This is a genomic window from Oribacterium sp. oral taxon 102 (genome assembly GCF_013394775.1).
Taxonomy (GTDB): domain Bacteria; phylum Bacillota; class Clostridia; order Lachnospirales; family Lachnospiraceae; genus Oribacterium.
Genome location: NZ_JABXYT010000001.1, coordinates 441,619 through 459,855, shown reverse-complemented (window position 1 = coordinate 459,855; position 18,237 = coordinate 441,619). Strand labels below are relative to the sequence as shown.

Below are 18,237 nucleotides of genomic sequence, written 5' to 3'. Positions count from 1 at the left end.
TAGACAAGTATTTGATTTTGGAGGTGCTTAAATTCATGGATGAAAGAGAGAAAATCATTCGTTTATGGTTTGATATGTGGCTTACACAACAAGACTTAGGAATAGATGATATTTTTTTGGATGATGTGATTTATATTGAGAGTTGGTGTCCTAAGTATGAAAATCGGCAAACAGTAAAGCGCTGGTTTAATGAGTGGAATACAAGAGGAAAAGTTCTTGCGTGGGATATAAAGCAATTTTTTCATAAGGATAATCAAACTATTGTAGAATGGCACTTCAAAAATAAAATGAATGAGGGGAAAGTTGAAGAATTTGACGGTATCTCTTTGATTGTTTGGACAGCCGATAATAAGATAAAAGCGTTGAAAGAGTTTGGTTGTAATTGTAACAACTACAATCCTTACAAAGAGAGTGAAACACCATTATTTAGAGATGAAAAAGTAAATTGGTTTTGAGGAGATAAAATATTGATGGAAAGTAGACCTGAGTTTGACAAAATTACATCGTTTGATGAATTTACTAAATACTATTGGTATCGTGAAGAACTTTCACAGATATGCAAGTCATTAGGATTAGAATATAGAGGCACAAAACAGGAACTCAATTATATTATTGAGCAATACTTTAAGGGCAATTTGATTAAAAAATCATCAATAAAAAATGAAAAGAAGCAAGTGGAAAATATTACTTTAGATACACCATTACTTGAATGTGGTTTTTCTTTTAATGCAAAGTTCAGAGAATATTTCGCTGTTTTAACAGGTATCTCACCATTTAAATTTACTGCTGATATGGCAACAGTTTGGAGAAAAGTAAAAAGAGAAAATGATTTGAGTTTTACAATTCAAGATATGCTAAAAGTTTATTATGGGAAATCAGATTATGCAAAGTATGATAATTCGGTTTGTCAATGGAATCAATTTTTAAAGGATTTCTGTGCAGACGAAAATAGTTGCAACTACTCAAACAAATTAAAAGTAGCTTCTATTCTTTGGAAAGAAGTCAGAAATTCAAGAAATGAAAAAATTTATTCAAAGAATCTTTTGACTGAATATGCCGATAAAATAAAAGAGTATTGCAAGTAGGATATTTTTAGCTTGCTAAACTAACAATTCAATAAAAGCTAACATGAAAGCAGTAAATCAAAAAGGTTTGCTGTTTTTTCTTTGCTTAAAAACGGAAAGGAGGACACATGGAAGAAGAAAAAAGAGTAATAAAAGAACCACAACATAAACAGTTAATAATGGATATTGGAAAAACAAAATACACCGTAAACCTACATTTCAAGCAAGGTACAGGGGAAACATACAAGGATAAAATACTAAAGCTAATCAAGAGAGAAACAGAGAAGATATAAATTTATCAAAAAAATTTTGTTTATGTCCTTGACAAATCTTCCCAAAAGGCAGCATTTTAGTCGAGTGCGGTTATGCGCTCCAGAAGATTGGAAAGTATGAGGTGAAGGTGTTCAACACCATCAATTTCAGCAAAAGTATGCACTACAATCCTTTCGCCTATATCCACAGCGAGAAGGATATCCTGAAGCTCGTGACAACACTGATCGCCAACACCAAGGGTGACGGCAAGTCCGGAGATGAGTTCTGGACCAAGGCGGAAACACTGCTTTACTGTGCGCTGATCGGGTATATCCATTACGAGGCACCGGTTGAGGAGCAGAACTTCGCCACACTGATTGAATTCATAAACGCCATGGAAGTCCGGGAGGATGATGAAGAGTTCCAAAATCCAGTGGATATCATGTTTGAGAACCTGGAAAAGCGGAACCCCAAACACTTCGCAGTCAGGCAGTACAAGAAATATAAGCTGGCTGCAGGAGTAATAGAATTAAGAAGAACACTTCATCACTACTTGAGTGAAAAATGTTTTGCTTAATTCTTTTTTTATTGAAGAATTTGAGCGAAAGGAGGTAATCATGAGAAGTTATGAGAAAATAACCGCTTTGTATGAAAGGTTAAGCCGAGATGATGAACTACAAGGCGAGAGCAATTCGATCGTCAATCAAAAGAAAATTCTTGAAGAATATGCAAGCAAAAATAATCTATTCAACATCATTCATTTTACCGATGATGGAATCAGCGGGACGCAGTTCGATCGTCCGGGATTTATGGCAATGATGAACGGAGTCAATCAAGGAAATATCGGTTGTATCATCGTAAAGGATATGTCAAGACTTGGCAGAGATTACCTCAAAGTCGGTCAATGTATGGAGATATTAAGACAAAAGGGAGTAAGACTCATTGCCATAAACGACAATGTAGACAGCTTTTACAAAGACGATGATTTTACTCCATTTCGAAACATTATGAACGAGTGGTATGCGAGAGATACCTCAAGGAAAATCAAGTCCACATTCAAAGCTAAAGGCGAAAGCGGAAAGCATACAGGAAGCAGTCCACCCTATGGCTATATAAAAGACAAGGACGATAAAAATCAGTGGATTATCGATGAAAAAGCGGCAGAAGTTGTCCGAAGAATATTCCATCTGACAATGGATGGAAAAGGACCCTATGCCATTGCAAGGATATTAGAAGCCGACAAGATAGATATACCCGCCTATCATCAGCAGAAATTGGGATATGGACTACATCAAAGCAAAGTGTTTGAATATCCATATCGTTGGTGCAGTTCCACGATTGCAAGTATCTTGAAGAAACAAGAATACTTAGGGCATACGGTCAACTTCAAAACCAGAAAGCATTTCAAAGACAAGAAAAGTAAATATGTATCCGAAGATAACTGGCTCATCTTTGAAAACACCCACGAGCCGATTATTGACCAAGAAACCTTTGATAATGTGCAGAGAATACGAGGAAATGTCAAACGGTATCCTGACGGTTGGGGCGAATACCACCCCCTTACAGGACTGATGTATTGTGCCGATTGTGGCAGTAAAATGTATGTTCACAGAACGAGCAACTACAAGAATATCCCCTATTATACTTGCAGTGCCTACACAAAAGTACCTTGTGGAACACTTTGTCCATCCGCTCACAGGATAAAAGCAGAAGCAGTCTTAAATCTCATTCAAAGCACCTTACAAGACATTAAGAAAAGCCTTGATGAAGATAACGAAGCCTTTCTCCATTCCATTCAAAACGAAATGGAAGAAAGCGAAAAAATGGAAATGGAAAAGAAAAGGACAAGGCTCATAGATAGTAAAAACAGACTTCAGGAACTGGAACGCTTAATGTGTCGGATATATGAAGATATGATACTGGAGAAGATACCGAATACCCGATATGAAATCTTAAATAATCAGTATGAAACAGAGCAAAGAGAACTCAGCAAAGAAATCGATGGGTTGGAAAAAGCCATCAAGCGATACGAAAAAGAAACCGACAGAGCCAAGAAGTTTATCCGGTTGATTGAACGCTATGATAACTTTGACGAACTGACACCAACCATCATTAACGAGTTTGTAGAAAAAATCTTAATTCACGAACGAGATCGAAAAGGCAGTCAAACCGCCAATCAGAAAGTCGAAATCTACTTCAACTTTATCGGGAACTATGAACCGCCAAAAGAAGAATTGTCCGAAGAAGAAATGCAGAAATTAAGGGAGGAGGAAGAAAAAGAACGAGTAAGAAAAGACAGGCTTCATCAAAACTACCTCAAGCGTAAAGCAAACGGCAAGCAAAAAGAGTATGAGGATAGATATAAGGCAAGGCGAGAGGAGAAAAAACAGGAAAAGCTAAAGAGTTTGAAAAGAACAGGGATACCGGTAAGTGAGTATAGAAAAATATTTAAAAAACAAAAATGATATACAATAGTTAGTTGACATTAACTATCATATAGTATATAATAAAAACCGACGACATTGTCGGTTTTTATTTGTTGAGTAGAAAAGAGGTCTTTAGCTTGAAAGAAGAAAAACAAAAAGTAGGACAAATCAAAAAAAAGAAAATTAGAGAAGCTGCAAAAAAATGTTTTTTAACAAAAGGCTTTCAAAGCACAACGATGGAAGATGTTATTACAGAGATAGGTATGAGTAGAGGGGGTGTTTATCATCATTATGCAAGTACAAATGAAATGCTTAAAGACTTAATGCTTGATGGTAATGATTATAGAAATAGCTTGATAAATGAGTATTTGGAAAATAATCGAGGCAAAGATAAATATCAGAAAATGGGTGATATTTTGGTTGATAAGTCACTGGCTGATACAGATTTGATGAGATTATATACGCTCCTTTTACAGGCAAAAAAATATAATGAGGATTTGGAAAAGTTGTATCAAGAATTGAAACTTAATACGACTAATGAGCTGAGTTTAATCGCCAAGCAGCTTGGAATTAAAGCAGATATATTTGGTGACGGTTTTTTAGTGAATTATATCAATGGATTGATATTAAGTTCAGAAATTTTAGGTGCGAGAAAGTCTTATAGCGAGCATAAACGATATATAAAAGAAACAATGATAAATTATATTGTTGATGTAGAAAAGAAAAATTAAAACAATTAGGAGGTTTCAAATGAGCAAACGATTAGAGGTAAAGGATTTAATCAATATAGGATTATTTTCCGTATTAGGATTCATATTTATGATGATTGGATCATTTTTAGCAATGGTTCCGGTTTTAATGCCGGTTGTCCCATTTGCACAGGGAGTTTTGGTAGGACCTGTAAATATGCTATATTCTACCAAAATTAAAAAAAGAGGAATGATTTTTATTCAATCATTATTGATTGCATTGATATATGTTGCTATGGGACATGGACCTTGGGCATTATTAACTGCTGTTATTGCCGGTATTATTGCTGAAATAATTTTGAAATCAGGAGAATATACCAATGTAAAGAAAGCAAGATTAGCATTTTCAATTACTCCTCTTTGCACGTTAGGAAATTGGCTTCCAATTTTTATATCGAGAAATGAATATATTAAGCAAATGTTAGAACAAGGATACAATCAAGAGTTCATTGATAAGATGCTTAGTGTTATGCCGAATTGGATTATTGTTGTAATGGCAATAGTAGGAATTATCGGTGCATATATAGGTTGCAGCATTGGAATGGCATTTCTAAAAAAACACTTCAAAAAAGCCGGTATGGAAAAATAAGATTTCATGGAGAGTTAGGATGATAATCAAACTTGATTTTCGTACAAAACTTTTTATGACGATAGTTCTTTCATATGTGATGGTATTAGGCAATATTCAAACAAAGTATTTCGTGCAAGCCATTTTAATATCCACAATTCCGATAATACTTTTAATTCACGCAAAATATACAAGAGTAGCTATTATTGGAGTGGCTACTCTTTTGTTTGTTTATGCTGCTGATAAATTTCTGATAGGGCTTAATTACAATCCTATGGTTGCAATTTTATTGATAATAGTAATGGTTATTAAAAAAATTCTTCCTGCATTTTTGATGGGGAGATATACCATACTTACATCAAATGTTGGAGAAAGCATTTACTCATTAAAAAAAATGAAATGTCCTGATGAAATAGCCATTCCCTTGACGGTAATGGTACGTTTCTTTTATGCAGCAAGGATTGATTATAGTCATATAAAAAAAGCTATGCGTTTGAGAGGATTGACGCTTAAAAAGTTAATAAAGAGTCCAATTTTATTATTTGAATATAGATTTGTGCCATTATTGATGTGCTTGTCAAAAGCAGCAGATGATTTGACGGTATCAGCTATGACGAAAGGGTTGGCTGTAAATCAAAAGAGGACAAGTATTAGTGAAACATATATGGGACTTATGGATTATATATTTTTCTCAATAATGGTATGGATAATCTATCTGTATATAAGGGGGAAATATGCTTGAATTACAAAATTTAACAGTGAGTTTTGACGGCGAAAGCATATTGAAAAATATAAATATGATTTTCAAACCCGGTGAAGTAACCGTCATTACAGGACATTCAGGAACAGGAAAAAGTAGCTTACTAAAAGTTATCAATGGAATTATTCCGGAATACAATAATGCAGAATTAGAAGGAGATATTGTATTTAACGGAAAATCACTGTTTGGCTTGACGATATTGGAACGATCTAAATTTATATCCACAGTGTTTCAAAATCCTAAAACACAATTTTATTGTATCAATTCAACCGATGAACTGGCTTTTCAGTTAGAAAATAGAAACATAGATAAGAATTTGATTTTAGATAAAATTAGGTATTATTCAGAGGTTTTAGGTACAAAAGAATTATTGGACAGAAATATTTTTGAATTATCCGGAGGCGAAAAACAATTGATTGCAGTAACGGCTTGTGGAATTTCTGAAAATGAAATTATCTTATTGGATGAACCCTCTTCTTCTTTAGATCAGGCTGCAATAGAGCATTTACAGAAAGCCATTGAGGAACTGAAAAAAAGAAAGAAAATTATCGTCATTGTGGAGCATAGATTGTTTTATCTGAAAGATACGATTGATAAGTTGTGTGTGATAGAAAATGGAACTTATAAAGAATATACAAAAGAGCATTTTTGTGATGATTTCTTTGAACAGGTTTCTGAAAAACACAATCTAAGGAGTTTTAATGCAATTTCTAAAAACAAATTTTCAAACAGGAAATATGAACAAGTAGAATTGTTAAAGAAAAACTCTTTAAATCTTGATTATAAAGCATTATCTTGTTTGAATTTCAAAAAAAAACATGAAAGAACCGCAATCTTTGATTTCAGTATTGCCTTTGAATCCGGTATCAATTTCATCATTGGTCAAAATGGTGTTGGGAAAAGCACTTTTATCAATTTACTGATGGGACTGACGAGAGGAACAGGTGAGGTTTTTTATAACGGAGTAAAAGTAAAAAAACAATGTGACAATATTTTTGCGATTATGCAAGATGTTAATTATCAACTTTTTACAGAGTCTGTATGGCAAGAAATTTCAACTATTACTAAGGAGAATGAATTAAAAAATGAAATTTTGAGAACAGTAAACTTATTTGATAAAAAAGAAATGCACCCAAACTCATTATCGGGAGGTGAAAAACAACGATTATTACTTGCTATGTCAATGCTAAGCAAGAAGCCTATCATAATTTTCGATGAACCGACAAGCGGACTATGTAAAAGGCAGATGGATATTTTGATTGGATTTCTTAATAAAATGACCGAACAAGGAAAGATAATTATCATAATCACACACGATTATGAATTTATAGATAGATGTAACGGAAAAGTATATGAGTTTATGAAATAAATGTAGGTAAAGGAGAATGATACAATGAAAGAAGATATGAAAACACAACTATTAACCAAAAGTCCTAAAGAACTGTTATTTAAGTTGGCAATTCCCGGAATAATTGGAATGATTGTTATAGGGTTGTATCCATTTATGGATGGAATATTTGCAGGATGGTTGATTGGTGATTATGCTATGTCAGCAATTAGTGTATCTATGTCCTTAACGATTATAAATGGAGGAATATCGGCATTGATAGGAGTCGGCAGTGCCTCAATACTATCAAGAGCGATTGGAAAAGGGGACAAAGAAACAACAGATAAAATATTCGGGAATTTTTGTTACTGGGTAATATTTTTCTCTGTAATTATTACAATATTGGGTTTAGTTTTTGCACCTCATTTTTTAGATTTGGTAGGAGCTAAAGGAAATATTAAAGAACTTGGTGTGAGATATTTAAGAGTAGTTTTCTTCGGCTCAATATTTGTGAATTTTGCTCAAGCCGGCAATATGACAATGCGTGGTGAAGGTGCATTAAAGCAATCTATGAAGATTATGGGAGCAGGAGCTATATTAAATATCATTTTAGACCCTATTTTTATGAAGTTAATGGGAGAATATGCGATTGAAGGTGCGGCTATTGCCACTGTTATATCTCAAATTGTACAAGCTATATTGACTTTCAGTTATTTTTCAAAGAAAAGTGCTTTTGTGGGTATCCATAAAATTCAAAAATACAAGGCAATTTATAGCGAAATGTTCAGTATAGGAAGTTCGGCAATGATGATGCAAATTTTATTTGCAGTACAGCAAACATTTTTGTTTAAGCAAGCCTTTGCGTATGGAGGAGATGATTGGGGAATTTTGATGTCTGCTACAATGAGATTATATATGTTTTCCTTTATTCCATTGTGGGGGATGAGTCAAGGGTTACAACCTGTTATTGGAGCTAATTTCGGAGCGAAACAATACGGAAGAGTAAAAGATACGATGAAGATTTTTATGTATGGTGCAACAATTCTTGCAGCAGCTTCATGGATACCATCAATGTTTTGTTCAGAAAAATTACTATCATTATTCAGTGTAAGAAGGGAGATTATTGAAGTTGGTGTTGTAAATTTTAAGATGTTTTATTCTACATTCATCTTATATGGAATTATGATTATGACACTCACATTTTTCCAATCCATAGGAGATGGGAAAAAAGCAGGTATGATTGTAATGTTTAGACAGTTAGTTTTATTTATTCCTGCAATATTATTATTTCCAAAGGCATTTGGAGCGTCAGCAGTTTGGTGGACAGAACCTATCGTAGACTTTAGTATGATTATGTTTGGGCTGTTTTTAATGCTTAATGAACTTAGGAAAATGGGAAAACAGCAAATTACAAAAAGTTAGGTAGCTCAAAAGACAAAAGAAAAAATGAGAAAGGTTTGATGTATGAACATTATTTAACTATAAGGGATGGGTGATTAAGATGAAAAAATCTTTATATACAAAAGAAATAAATAATAAAAATTTCTATTTGCCTTATAGTTGTCTATTCTCTCAAACAATTAAATACATCTAAAGAAAAGGTAAACTCTTTTCAATTCGGAGGACTATTTACGCCAAAGTGTAGAAGTCCTCCTTTTTTTATTCTCAAAAAGCAAAAACAGAGAGCAGAAAAAGGAGGATTACACAATGGACAAAAAAGAATATTTCCTTTATGTCAAAGGCAAAGCGGTTAAGGTAAGTGAAGAAGTATATAAAGCCTATTGGAAGATAACCGAGCATGAAAGATACCTTATTAAGAAAGATTGGAAAAACAATGTAATACTATTTTCAGCACTGGATTATGACGGACACTTTGTAGACAATATCATAGATGAAAGAATAGACTTAGAAAAAATTGTAGAAGTCAAAATGCAAATTGAAGAATTAAACAAGGCATTAGCTACACTCACAAAAAAAGAAAGAGAGTTAATGGAAGCCATCTTTTACAGAGAAGAAAGTCTAAGGTCAATCAGCAAAAAAGAAAAAGTAAGCTATCAAGCAATCGGAAAAAGGAGGGATAAGATTTTAGAAAAACTAAGAAAACTTTTAGAAGATAAATTCTAAAAAATGCTGAAAGGTTAAGTATCAAAGAAAGGTGCTTAGCCTTTCTTTGTTTGGAACACAACAATATTGAAACGGAGGAATGAAAAATGAAAGAGTTAGAAAATGTAATGAGCCAGTTGGAAAAAGAAACTAAGAAAAAAGAACAGGCGGAAAACAAAATCAAGCAACTAAGACAAAAGAAATCACAGCTAAAAAGAAAGGCGGACACGAAACGAAAAGTAGAAAAAGGTGGAGTATTTGAAGCCTTTGAAAGAGAAATTACAGGTATGCAGGAAGAAACAAATAATGATTTAATCTATGCCTTTTTAGATTATGTACTTTCTGATAATCGAAATAGAGAAAAGCTAAAAGAACTTACAGAAATTCATTTAAGAGAAAAAGAAATCTCCTTAGAAGAAAATCCAAATCTTGAAGAAGAAAACGGAAATGATGATTTTGAAGAACCGGAAGATGAAGAATAAGAAAAACAGAAAATGTATTAGGGATTGAGATGGAGCAAAGTGAGAAACATTTTAACACTTTGCTTTTTTGTGGATTTGAAAAATCTACAAAAAACAAAGTTCACAGGGGTCTAAGGGGGAGTAACCCCCTTGAACAAATAAAAATGCTTTAGCGTTTTTGTTTCCTTAGCGGAGCTAATAGCTTTCCGCAGGAACGCAAAGCACCGTAGTTAAACGGTGTATCTTTGCGCCCTTTGAAAAAGGGAGTAAAGATACCTTTCAACATCAGGATATTAAAATATGAAAATTAAATAATGGATAAAGATAAGCAGATGGAAAATTATTAAAGAAAATCTATCTGCTTTTCTTATGCCCGAAAATACAAAAATCATAAATCAAAAGGAGTGAAAGACAATGGAAATCAAAAGTTTGCATACCCATGTAGATATTGTTACAAGGTCAAAAGGAGCAAGCGTAATTGCAAAAGCTGCATACAATGCAAGAGATAAATTACAAGATGAATACTATGGAAAAACACATGACTATTCTAAAAAAACAGACCTTGTATTCTCAAAAATATTTCTGCCGGAACATATCCCGAAAGAGTTTTCAAACAGAGAATACCTATGGAATGAAGTTGAGAAAATCGAAAAAAGTAAAAACTCACAACTTGCAAGAAATCTACTCTTTGAACTGCCAAGAGAATTAAATGAACAGGACAGAATAAAGTTAATCAGCGAATTTATAGACGAAAACTTTACCTCTAAAGGTATGATAGCAGACTGTAGTATTCATAATCCTATGGCAAGCGATCATGAAGAACAACCACACGCCCATATCTTACTTACCTTAAGAGAAATGGATAGTGAGGGAAAATGGAAACCGAAATGCAGAAAAGAATATATCCTTGATGAAAACGGAGAAAAGATAAAGCTGAAAAGTGGAAACTACAAATCAAGAAAAGTAAATCTGAATGATTGGAACGAACCTGACAAAGCAAAAGAGTGGAGAGAAAACTTTTCAAAGAAAGCAAATGGATATTTGGAAAGGAACAATATCCAAAAGAGAATAGATCCACGCACCTTTGAAGAACAAGGTAGAGAAGAACTTCCGCAAATCCATTTAGGAACAAGCAGTTACCAAATGGAGAAAAAAGGCATACAGACAGAAAGAGGAAACCAAAACAGAAAAATCATCGCCTTGAATTTAGAATTTAGAAAATTAAAAGAGGAGCTATCCAAACTTACATCTTGGATAGGCTCGTTACTTGGAAGTCTGCAAGTAAAATATGATGAATACAAACAGGAGAAAAAAGAAGAATATGAGAACAAGGCGGAACTCTTTAATCTCTATGAGTACATCAGTATTTATTATGACTTACAGGGAGAAAAAGCAAGAAAGTTAAATCCCTATGCAAGCAACAAAAAGATAGGTGCAGACCTAAGACGATTTTCAAAAGCAAGGATATATTTATCAGATAACAAATTGCAGACCATTGCAGACCTACAAGAAAAGATAAGTACATTACAAGAAAAAAATAAGAAGATTAGTCAAGACATTAAGGCAAAAACCGCAAGGATAGAAAGCTTAAATAAATGCTTCACCTATGCGGACATCATCAAAGATAACAAACAAGTCTTTGAGGAATGGAACAGTAAATCCTTATTCAAAGATAGCTTTTACAATTCCCATAAAGATGAGATAGATAAATATAAAAGAGCAAGGGCAATCCTTGAAAAGATAACAGGCTCATCGGCGATTAAGTCTAAAGATTGGAAGAAAGAAATCCAAAGTCTTGAAAGTGAAATATCAAAACTCAACAGACAATCTCAAAAAATCAAAGAAGAATACGAAAGTATCAATCATATCAAGTATGCCGTAAAAACGGTCAATGAGGATTATGGCATAGACCTATCTATTGAGATTGACAAGGCAATTAAGAGAGGAGAAAAACCAAGTGTCATTGCACAGATTAAGAAATATCAGGAGCAACAAGAAGCCTACGAAAAACGAAAGGAAAAGACAAAGAACTATTACAGGAATGAGGAAAGATGAAGTCCTAAAATGGGATAACATCAAAAACGAAGGGTGCCGTAAATCACGACATCCTTAAAAAACTAAGAGAGGAGAGAAAAATGGCAGATAAAAGAATGTTTTCACTCAAGATAGTGGATAGCGACTTATTTTTAGACATGCCTTTAAGTAGTCAATGCCTATATTTTCATCTATCAATGAGGGCAGATGATGACGGCTTTGTAAATAACCCTAAAAAAATCATCAAGATTATCGGAGCGAATGAAGATGACCTGAAAATACTTATTGCCAAAGGCTTTGTGATTGTCTTTGAACAAGGAATTATCGTCATTACCCATTGGAAAATCAACAACTTTATCCGTAAAGACAGGTACAAGCCGACCCTTTATGAAAATGAGGTGCAGAGCCTATCCCAAACTAAAAACGGAATGTATATCAAAGAGGTTGGTTGTCATTTGGTTGACCAAAGGTTGACAAATGGTCAACCCAGTATAGATAAGGGTAGATTAGATAAGGTTAGTATAGATAAGGGGAGAGTAGAAAGTACCCCTCTCCCCAATTCAAAAAAATATGGAGAATATCAAAACATTATCCTTACAGACGAACAATATAAGGCATTACAAGAAAAGCTACAAAGTCATACCGACACGATGATTGAAAAACTGTCAAGATATATCAAGAGTACAGGAAAGACATATCAAGACCATTATGTAACTATCCTTAATTGGTATGAGCAAGACAAGGATAAACTATCACAGAAAAAGACCGGCAAGATTCCGACTTTTGAAGATTATGACAAGGGGGAACATTTATAGCTATCATACAAGGCGGTGTAAAGGCGTTTTTAGAGCGTTAAGACTAAAAGAGGTATCAAAGCATGTCTATGGATAAAATCAGTCTTAAAACTCAACTTGAAGGAAATTAGCAGATGAAAAATATTGATAAATTTGGTATAATTAAATATTATTATGAGTGAGGAGGTATGACCTTTGGATAATAAAGAGCTGTCTATCACAAGTGATAGTGAGTATAAAAAGCTATTGTCAGAGTTAAAAGAGAAAGTAAGAAGTAGCCAACTTAAAGCTGCAATAAAGGTAAATTATGAGTTGTTAGATTTATATTGGACTTTGGGAGAATACATTGTAAAAAATCAAGAACAACATTCATGGGGAGATGCCTTTATAAAATCGTTAGCTAAAGATTTACAAAAAGAATTTCCTGATATGAAAGGTTTTTCTGAAACAAATATTAAGTATATCAGAAGATGGTATTCATTTTATATAAAAGGGCTACAAGGTGTAGCCGAAATAGAAAATAACGACAGCAATTCAAAAGGACTACAGCCTGTAGCCCAATTTGATGAAAGAGTTATCAACCATATTAAACAGATACCTTGGGGACATAATCAAAGAATAATAAATAAGTGCAAGACCATTGATGAAGCCATATATTATGTTGATAAAACTATTGAGAACGGATGGAGTAGGAATGTACTTGTACATCAAATTGAAAGTGGATTATATGGCAGGGAAGGAAAATCTATAACAAACTTTGAAAAAAGGTTACCCGCTCTGCAATCAGATCTTGCAAGACAGACATTAAAAGATCCATATAATTTTGATTTTCTTACCATTCGTGAAGGATATGATGAAAGGGAACTTCAAAAAGAACTGGTTGACAAGATTTCTGATTTTTTACTTGAACTTGGCGAGGGATTTGCCTACATAGGCAAAGAATATCACATAAATATAAATGGAGATGATTTTTATATTGATTTACTGTTTTACAATTTGAAACTCCATTCTTACATTGTTATAGAACTGAAAGCGGAGAAGTTTAAGCCGGAACATTTAGGACAGCTTAATTTCTATGTAACAGCAGTGAATAGAGAGCTAAAAACTGATAGAGATAATGCTACGATTGGACTTCTTATTTGCAAAGATAAAAACGATGTCGTTTGTGAATATTCATTAGAACAAATATCGCAACCTATAGGTATAAGCAAATATGAGATTACTAAATTACTTGAAGCAGAATATAAGAGCAGTTTGCCGAGTATTGAAGAAATAGAGAAAAAGATCAAAGAAATAGATACGGATAATTAAAAACATCAAAAAAATGAATAAATATTGGCTAATGACGATTGGAAAAAATCACTAATCGTCATTTTTTATTGCAAAGGAGAGAATATGCAAGAAAAAAGAAACGAACAAACTACAGGAACAAAGACGATAAAGAAGATTGGAAAGACCACTTATGAGGTGATTGTCCATTTTAATGATAAAAGCAGTGAAACTATGCAGGATAAACTAAAAAGGATAATGTTGAGGGAATTTTGGAGAAAATCGGACGAAAAAAAAGATGATTTTGATTAAAAAGTCCTTGACAAGTAGCAACAGGTAAGACCGCCAAGTCGATCCTCATTTCATGTGGGGCAAGGCTGGCGGTCTTTGATATTCAGGAACTCAGAGAGATCACAGCCTACGATGAGCTGGAGCTGGATACCATCGGAGACCGGAAGACAGCACTGTTCCTGATCATGTCGGATACGGATGCCACCTTCAACTTCCTGATCTCCATGATCTACACCCAGCTATTCAACCTGTTATGTGAAAAGGTGGATGACGTGTACGGCGGCAGGCTTCCTGTCCATGTCCGGTGCCTGATCGATGAGGCTGCAAATATCGGCCAGATTCCTAACCTGGAAAAGCTGGTGGCCACGATCCGAAGCCGTGAGATCTCAGCATGTCTTGTCCTGCAGGCCAGATCCCAGTTGAAGGCGATCTACAAGGATAATGCCGACACTATCATCGGCAACATGGATTCCCAGGTCTTCCTCGGAGGATCTGAGCCTACGACACTGAAGGAGCTTGCAGAAGCCCTGGGCAAGGAAACCATTGATACGTTCAATACTTCTGACACCAGAGGCAACAGTCCGAGCTACGGCACCAACTACCAGAAGCTCGGAAAAGAATTGATGAGCCGGGATGAACTGGCTGTCATGAACGGCAGCAAGTGCGTTTTGCAGCTCAGGGGCGTCAGACCGTTTCTGTCGGACAAGTACGATATCACCCAGCACCCGAACTACAAGTACACGTCCGATTATGACAAGAAATACACTTTTGACATCGAGAAGTACCTGAACCGGCGCATGAAGCTGAAAGCAGATGATGAGTACGATGTCATAGAGGCCTGAAGGCAGCCTCCGGGCTGCCGTACATAGCGGTTCGGATCAAAAGCCCGGATCGCTTTGCTGTCTGATCAGAGGATCAAGCACCCACTGCCTGTAGAGGCGATTGAGACGAGGGGCTCGCTCGTGAACCGGAATATCAGACAAAACCTATTCCACCCCGTATGGGGAACATTTAAGGAGGCCTTTATGGCATTTTTCAACAGTGCAGTCGGCGTACTGCAGACGCTCGTCATCGCCCTCGGTGCCGGTCTCGGTATCTGGGGTGCCATCAACCTGCTTGAGGGTTACGGCAACGATAACCCCGGCGCGAAGTCCCAGGGCATGAAGCAGCTGATGGCCGGCGGCGGTGTCGCTCTTATCGGCATCACCCTGGTGCCTCTTCTTTCCGGCCTGTTCGGCTGATCAAGCCGGAAAGGGATGCGGGATACGTCCCGCATCTTACATAGTCGGTGACATCCTTGAATCACTGGAAATATCGACTACAATGGAACTAAAGATAGGAGGACTCTACGATGTTTCTGATAAAACTGATTGGGAAAATACTTCTGCTGCCGGTTGTACTGCTTCTTGCCATCCTCCGACTGCTGGTTAAGATAGGTATGGAAGTTTCGTCCTTTATTCTCGGCGCGCTGATGTTGATCGTGTTTGGCTGCATCATCTTCACCATCGTGCAGCATACCTGGAATTCCATGGCGATCCTAATCGTAATGGAAGTCTTTCTGATCCTGATCACTGCCGGAACCGGAGTGATCGAAGGCGTATTACAGATGGCCAGTGAGAGCATTGGAAGCTTCATGCGGTCTTGATTCTTCTTGAAAAACTGCGATTTTAATGGTATAATAATTTTATAAATCAAATATCAGTCACCGGAGGGCAGTGTGCCGTAGCACAGGGGATCGTAAAGCGAAAGCTTTGCAGGCCGCCTGCCAGATAAGGTGTCGAGTGCGCTCGGTTTTTCGTAACGATAGTTGCGTAGAAACCGGGCTATTTATTTAGGAGGCTGTCATGCATTTAGAAGTACAACCATTGAAAAAAGAAGAGGCCGATCTGTTTAACAAAGCAGATGAGGCTGCTTTCAATGTCCACGCCAGATACTTTCCTGACGGTATCGTTCCCGGAGCTGCTGAGGATGACCGGGGTGAATATGATCTGAAAAAGATCATGGATGATCCCCAATATACGGTTCTGTCCATAAAAGATGACGGCCGCTTCGTCGGCGGCGCGATCGTAGAAGAAACGGGTAAAAACAGCCGAGAGATCGAGATATTCTTTCTCATCGTCGAGTATCAGAGCAAAGGCACCGGAAAGGAAGCGCTTGCTTTGGTGGAGGGCTATTTCCCGGACACAAAGGTATTCCGGCTGATCACTCCGTCGAACGTCGTAAGAAATACTGTATTTTATGTCAATAAATGCGGATACCGGATCGTAAAAGTCGTCGGTTTTGACCGGGAAGCCAATACGGCAGACTATGTGTTTGAGAAACGGATAAGGAGAAAAACAAAATGATCATTACCCTTACCCGGCTTACTGAGGATGACCGGGAGCAATTCATTCTCGACAACCAGTACGCTTTCAAATACGGGGCAATGGAAGAATTCGGAGAACGTGACAATCATTTTGAGGAAGACGGCGAGATCATTTCCCGCAAAACGATAGAGAATAGTATCGACCACGGTACAGCCTATGTTATTCGGGAAGATGGAAAAATGGTCGGCGGTCTTGTTCTGAAGATCGACGAAGCGACCCAGCATAATGAGCTGGAACTGCTGTTTGTCCATCCCAGGGCACACAGCAAAGGCATCGGCTATGCTGCCTGGCAGGAAGTTGAACGCCTGTATCCGGAAACAAAAGTCTGGGAGACTTGTACTCCCTACTTCGAAACACGGAACATCCATTTCTATGTCAACAAATGCGGGTTCCATATCGTCGAGTTCTTCAACAGCCATCATCCGGATCCTCACGATCCGGAAACCGGCGAAGAAAACAATTATGAGGGTGAAGGGTTCGACGGGATGTTCCGCTTCGAGAAGCAAATGAAATAAACTAAATACTGATCTTTACATAGCCGGGAACTGACTCGCGAATCAGTCCCCGGCTTTTTTTATGCCCTTTTCCTGCAGGTGCACATGTGGGAGAAGGGATTTTTCATTATCACCCGCTTGAAGCGGAGCAAACAAAGGAGGAAACGTCTTATGGCATTTTTCAACAGTGCAGTCGGTGTACTGCAGACGCTCGTCATCGCTCTCGGTGCCGGTCTCGGTATCTGGGGTGCGATCAATCTGCTCGAAGGCTACGGCAACGATAACCCCGGTGCCAAATCCCAGGGCATGAAGCAGCTGATGGCTGGCGGCGGTGTCGCTCTGATCGGCGTTGTACTGGTGCCTCTTCTTTCCGGTCTCTTCGGTTAAACGGATAAAGGAGGTGCCAGCCCTTGGGAGCGCTATTAGAGCAGATCGCTGAATGGCTCAAGGGTATGCTGGTAGACGGCATTATGAACAACTTGTCAGGTATGTTTGATGCCGTCAACAGGCAGGTGGCGGATGTAGCCACCCAGGTCGGAAGCACCCCGGCGAGTTTCTCGCCGGAGGTTTTCGCCCTGGTGCGGAATATCTCCGAATCTGTCATCATTCCCATCGCAGGCATGTTTCTCACGTTTATCGCCTGTTATGAACTGATTCAGCTGATCATCGAACACAACAACCTGGCAAACTTTGAAACCTGGATCTTCTTCAAATGGATCTTCAAGACCTTCGTGGCGGTCATGCTGATCACCAACACCTTCAATATCGTCATGGCGGTCTTCGATGTCGCCCAGTACGTGGTGAATTCCAGCGCAGGCCTGATCTCAGGATCCACGGCGGTCGATGCGGCAACGCTTGAAACCATACGGGAAAGCCTGGAGGCAATGGAGCTGGGAGAACTATTGGGGCTGTTCCTGCAGTCCTTCATCGTCCAGATCTGTTCCACGATCCTGTCCGTTGCGATCTTCGTGATCGTCTATGGCCGTATGATGGAGATCTACCTCATGACGAGCCTGGCACCGATCCCGTTCTCCACCTTCGGAAACCGGGAACAGAGCCATATCGGCCAGAACTATCTGAGAGCCCTGATGGCCCTTGGCTTCCAGGGATTCCTGATCATGATCTGTATCGCTATCTATGCGGTATTGGTGCAGACAGTCGCATTCTCGGATGACATCATCGGAAGCATCTGGGGCGTCCTGGGATACACGGTCCTTTTGTGCTTCTCACTCTTCAAGACCGGATCCCTGGCGAAATCCGTTATGAGTGCCCATTAAGG

General features: G+C 37.4%; 21 protein-coding genes and 2 pseudogenes. All 23 read left to right on the top strand.

The window, feature by feature from the left end:
- Window positions 1–35: 35 nt before the first annotated feature.
- The 23 genes and pseudogenes from HW273_RS02085 (at window position 36) to HW273_RS01975 (ending at window position 18,235) form a co-directional block, all read left to right on the top strand.
- Window positions 36–455: a nuclear transport factor 2 family protein gene (locus HW273_RS02085; RefSeq protein ID WP_179010219.1), complete on the top strand. Its 420-nt coding sequence runs from the start codon at window positions 36–38 to the stop codon at window positions 453–455.
- A 12-nt stretch (window positions 456–467) separates the two neighbouring features.
- Entirely contained in the window at window positions 468–1,085 is a 618-nt protein-coding gene (locus tag HW273_RS02080; protein ID WP_202971301.1) for an SAP domain-containing protein, read from the top strand.
- Between the two features lie 107 nt (window positions 1,086–1,192).
- Complete coding sequence (locus tag HW273_RS02075) at window positions 1,193–1,357, top strand: transposon-encoded TnpW family protein (RefSeq protein WP_006627244.1); 165 nt, start codon at window positions 1,193–1,195, stop codon at window positions 1,355–1,357.
- A 41-nt stretch (window positions 1,358–1,398) separates the two neighbouring features.
- Window positions 1,399–1,836, top strand: a pseudogene (locus tag HW273_RS02070) (type IV secretory system conjugative DNA transfer family protein); the annotation flags it as partial.
- Window positions 1,837–1,933: 97 nt separating this feature from the next.
- On the top strand, window positions 1,934–3,781 hold the full coding sequence (locus HW273_RS02065) for a DUF4368 domain-containing protein (protein ID WP_179010218.1): 1,848 nt from the start codon (window positions 1,934–1,936) through the stop codon (window positions 3,779–3,781).
- Between the two features lie 98 nt (window positions 3,782–3,879).
- The gene (locus tag HW273_RS02060; protein WP_026624318.1) at window positions 3,880–4,473 is read left to right on the top strand and encodes a TetR/AcrR family transcriptional regulator; all 594 of its coding nucleotides are present in this window, start codon (window positions 3,880–3,882) and stop codon (window positions 4,471–4,473) included.
- Between the two features lie 19 nt (window positions 4,474–4,492).
- On the top strand, window positions 4,493–5,080 hold the full coding sequence (locus tag HW273_RS02055) for an MptD family putative ECF transporter S component (RefSeq protein ID WP_179010217.1): 588 nt from the start codon (window positions 4,493–4,495) through the stop codon (window positions 5,078–5,080).
- A gap of 19 nt (window positions 5,081–5,099) precedes the next feature.
- Window positions 5,100–5,801: an energy-coupling factor transporter transmembrane component T gene (locus HW273_RS02050; RefSeq protein ID WP_032462568.1), complete on the top strand. Its 702-nt coding sequence runs from the start codon at window positions 5,100–5,102 to the stop codon at window positions 5,799–5,801.
- Entirely contained in the window at window positions 5,794–7,188 is a 1,395-nt protein-coding gene (locus HW273_RS02045; RefSeq protein ID WP_179010216.1) for an ATP-binding cassette domain-containing protein, read from the top strand. Before HW273_RS02050 ends, HW273_RS02045 begins: the two co-directional genes overlap by 8 nt.
- A 24-nt stretch (window positions 7,189–7,212) precedes the next feature.
- Window positions 7,213–8,568: an MATE family efflux transporter gene (locus tag HW273_RS02040; RefSeq protein WP_179010215.1), complete on the top strand. Its 1,356-nt coding sequence runs from the start codon at window positions 7,213–7,215 to the stop codon at window positions 8,566–8,568.
- Window positions 8,569–8,853: 285 nt separating this feature from the next.
- Window positions 8,854–9,270: a sigma-70 family RNA polymerase sigma factor gene (locus tag HW273_RS02035; RefSeq protein WP_179010214.1), complete on the top strand. Its 417-nt coding sequence runs from the start codon at window positions 8,854–8,856 to the stop codon at window positions 9,268–9,270.
- Between the two features lie 86 nt (window positions 9,271–9,356).
- Entirely contained in the window at window positions 9,357–9,731 is a 375-nt protein-coding gene (locus tag HW273_RS02030; RefSeq protein WP_179010213.1) for a hypothetical protein, read from the top strand.
- 393 nt (window positions 9,732–10,124) lie between these two features.
- Window positions 10,125–11,765 carry a MobQ family relaxase gene (mobQ, locus tag HW273_RS02025; RefSeq protein WP_179010212.1) on the top strand — a complete coding sequence of 547 codons (1,641 nt, stop codon included), beginning with the start codon at window positions 10,125–10,127 and terminating at the stop codon, window positions 11,763–11,765.
- A gap of 80 nt (window positions 11,766–11,845) precedes the next feature.
- Complete coding sequence (locus HW273_RS02020; RefSeq protein WP_179010211.1) at window positions 11,846–12,559, top strand: replisome organizer; 714 nt, start codon at window positions 11,846–11,848, stop codon at window positions 12,557–12,559.
- A 174-nt stretch (window positions 12,560–12,733) separates the two neighbouring features.
- A complete protein-coding gene (locus tag HW273_RS02015; RefSeq protein WP_009535425.1) occupies window positions 12,734–13,849 on the top strand; it encodes a PDDEXK nuclease domain-containing protein in 1,116 nt (371 codons plus the stop codon).
- A gap of 84 nt (window positions 13,850–13,933) precedes the next feature.
- Entirely contained in the window at window positions 13,934–14,119 is a 186-nt protein-coding gene (locus tag HW273_RS02010) for a transposon-encoded TnpW family protein (protein WP_026624309.1), read from the top strand.
- A gap of 11 nt (window positions 14,120–14,130) precedes the next feature.
- Window positions 14,131–14,940: pseudogene (locus tag HW273_RS02005) on the top strand (VirD4-like conjugal transfer protein, CD1115 family); the annotation flags it as partial.
- Between the two features lie 183 nt (window positions 14,941–15,123).
- Entirely contained in the window at window positions 15,124–15,339 is a 216-nt protein-coding gene (locus HW273_RS02000) for a Maff2 family mobile element protein (RefSeq protein ID WP_179010210.1), read from the top strand.
- A 110-nt stretch (window positions 15,340–15,449) separates the two neighbouring features.
- The gene (locus HW273_RS01995; protein WP_179010209.1) at window positions 15,450–15,743 is read left to right on the top strand and encodes a hypothetical protein; all 294 of its coding nucleotides are present in this window, start codon (window positions 15,450–15,452) and stop codon (window positions 15,741–15,743) included.
- Window positions 15,744–15,942: 199 nt separating this feature from the next.
- A complete protein-coding gene (locus HW273_RS01990) occupies window positions 15,943–16,443 on the top strand; it encodes a GNAT family N-acetyltransferase (RefSeq protein ID WP_179010208.1) in 501 nt (166 codons plus the stop codon).
- Window positions 16,440–16,979, top strand: a complete 540-nt coding sequence (locus tag HW273_RS01985; RefSeq protein WP_179010207.1) for a GNAT family N-acetyltransferase — start codon at window positions 16,440–16,442, stop codon at window positions 16,977–16,979. Before HW273_RS01990 ends, HW273_RS01985 begins: the two co-directional genes overlap by 4 nt.
- Before the next feature lie 150 nt (window positions 16,980–17,129).
- Window positions 17,130–17,345 (top strand): Maff2 family mobile element protein, encoded by a 216-nt coding sequence (locus HW273_RS01980; protein ID WP_179010206.1) that lies wholly within the window; start codon window positions 17,130–17,132, stop codon window positions 17,343–17,345.
- A gap of 23 nt (window positions 17,346–17,368) precedes the next feature.
- Window positions 17,369–18,235 carry a VirB6/TrbL-like conjugal transfer protein, CD1112 family gene (locus HW273_RS01975; RefSeq protein ID WP_179010205.1) on the top strand — a complete coding sequence of 289 codons (867 nt, stop codon included), beginning with the start codon at window positions 17,369–17,371 and terminating at the stop codon, window positions 18,233–18,235.
- Window positions 18,236–18,237: the final 2 nt, after the last annotated feature.

Excerpts from the sequence above, each read along its gene's own strand:
- HW273_RS02085 (WP_179010219.1), top strand. The coding sequence starts at position 36 with ATGGATGAAAGAGAGAAAATCATTCGTTTATGGTTTGATATGTGGCTT.
- HW273_RS02010 (WP_026624309.1), top strand. The coding sequence starts at position 13,934 with ATGCAAGAAAAAAGAAACGAACAAACTACAGGAACAAAGACGATAAAG.
- HW273_RS02050 (WP_032462568.1), top strand. The coding sequence starts at position 5,100 with ATGATAATCAAACTTGATTTTCGTACAAAACTTTTTATGACGATAGTT.
- HW273_RS02040 (WP_179010215.1), top strand. The coding sequence starts at position 7,213 with ATGAAAGAAGATATGAAAACACAACTATTAACCAAAAGTCCTAAAGAA.
- HW273_RS02030 (WP_179010213.1), top strand. The coding sequence starts at position 9,357 with ATGAAAGAGTTAGAAAATGTAATGAGCCAGTTGGAAAAAGAAACTAAG.
- HW273_RS02075 (WP_006627244.1), top strand. The coding sequence starts at position 1,193 with ATGGAAGAAGAAAAAAGAGTAATAAAAGAACCACAACATAAACAGTTA.
- HW273_RS02020 (WP_179010211.1), top strand. The coding sequence starts at position 11,846 with ATGGCAGATAAAAGAATGTTTTCACTCAAGATAGTGGATAGCGACTTA.
- HW273_RS01995 (WP_179010209.1), top strand. The coding sequence starts at position 15,450 with ATGTTTCTGATAAAACTGATTGGGAAAATACTTCTGCTGCCGGTTGTA.
- HW273_RS01980 (WP_179010206.1), top strand. The coding sequence starts at position 17,130 with ATGGCATTTTTCAACAGTGCAGTCGGTGTACTGCAGACGCTCGTCATC.
- HW273_RS02035 (WP_179010214.1), top strand. The coding sequence starts at position 8,854 with ATGGACAAAAAAGAATATTTCCTTTATGTCAAAGGCAAAGCGGTTAAG.
- HW273_RS02065 (WP_179010218.1), top strand. The coding sequence starts at position 1,934 with ATGAGAAGTTATGAGAAAATAACCGCTTTGTATGAAAGGTTAAGCCGA.
- mobQ (WP_179010212.1), top strand. The coding sequence starts at position 10,125 with ATGGAAATCAAAAGTTTGCATACCCATGTAGATATTGTTACAAGGTCA.
- HW273_RS02055 (WP_179010217.1), top strand. The coding sequence starts at position 4,493 with ATGAGCAAACGATTAGAGGTAAAGGATTTAATCAATATAGGATTATTT.
- HW273_RS01990 (WP_179010208.1), top strand. The coding sequence starts at position 15,943 with ATGCATTTAGAAGTACAACCATTGAAAAAAGAAGAGGCCGATCTGTTT.
- HW273_RS01985 (WP_179010207.1), top strand. The coding sequence starts at position 16,440 with ATGATCATTACCCTTACCCGGCTTACTGAGGATGACCGGGAGCAATTC.
- HW273_RS02000 (WP_179010210.1), top strand. The coding sequence starts at position 15,124 with ATGGCATTTTTCAACAGTGCAGTCGGCGTACTGCAGACGCTCGTCATC.
- HW273_RS02045 (WP_179010216.1), top strand. The coding sequence starts at position 5,794 with ATGCTTGAATTACAAAATTTAACAGTGAGTTTTGACGGCGAAAGCATA.